The sequence below is a fragment of the Microbacterium sp. NPDC059771 genome (genome assembly GCF_042732495.1).
GTDB classification, from domain to species: Bacteria; Actinomycetota; Actinomycetes; order Actinomycetales; family Microbacteriaceae; genus Microbacterium; species Microbacterium sufflavum.
On sequence record NZ_JBHWHK010000026.1, the window covers coordinates 1 to 1,002 of the forward strand.

The window sequence follows — 1,002 nt, forward strand, 5'->3', positions numbered from 1 at the left end:
GCGCAGAACTGTGCCAGCGGCTGTGGCCCCCGGCCGGCGAGCCGGAGCTCCACCCGCTCGTCCGGGAGCAGCAGCGGACCGCGCACGGCGACCTGCCAGGTGAGCACCGCGAAGAGGACCGCGCACACCGCGAACGTACCGAACGCGCGGGCGAGACAGGGGCGGGAAGGAGAGCGCGGGAAAGAAGGCGGCCGCCCGGGAACAGGGGGGACAGTTCCGGGGCGGCCGTCAGGACCGGTGTGCCGCGCGCCCCGGGGGGTGTGGGACGGGCGGCCATCCGATCGGTGAGGAGTTCTGGAGCCCGAAGCTCCAGTGGTGTGCGCGAAGGCACGACCGAAGCGGAGCTGGGGATGCTCCACGCCGGTGTCGCCCGCAGTCCCCTGCGAGCGGGGTGTTTCTCTCATCTGCGGAAACCGTACGCGAGGCGAGAGGGTCCCGACAGCCGCGAACGCCACCCGCCATCGCCCTCGCACACCTTCTTCACACGCCCTGACAGGTGTGGAGCGGGCGGTGTGCCACGGCAGGGCGTCGTGTCACAGCGAGGTGGTGCGGCGTGGTGAGGCGGGGACCGGTCAGAGGTCGGCCAGCGCGTTCTCCAGGATGTCCAGGCCCTCCTCCAGCAGGTCCTCACCGATCACCAGGGGCGGCAGGAAGCGCAGCACGTTGCCGTACGTGCCGCAGGTGAGCACCAGCAGGCCCGCCGCGTGGCACGCGGCGGCGAGCGCGGCCGTCGCCTCGGGCGCGGGCTCCTTGGTCCGCCGGTCCTTCACCAGTTCGATGGCGATCATGGCGCCGCGGCCACGGACGTCGCCGATGAGGTCGTACTTCTCCCGCAGCGCCGACAGCCGCCCCTTCATGACCGTCTCGATGCGCCGGGCCTTCGCGGGGAGGTCCAGTTCCCTCATCGTCTCGATGGCGCCGAGCGCGGCGGCGCAGGCCACCGGGTTGCCGCCGTAGGTGCCGCCCAGCCCGCCCGGGTGCGCCGCGTCCATGATCTCGGCG

Annotated in this window: 1 protein-coding gene; it reads right to left on the reverse strand. The window is 72.9% G+C overall.

Translation table 11 applies throughout. The features are described from left to right. Positions 1–572: 572 nt before the first annotated feature. On the reverse strand, positions 573–1,002 hold a 430-nt coding region (locus tag ACFV3I_RS18815), incomplete at its 5' end, for an aminotransferase class III-fold pyridoxal phosphate-dependent enzyme (protein ID WP_378823973.1).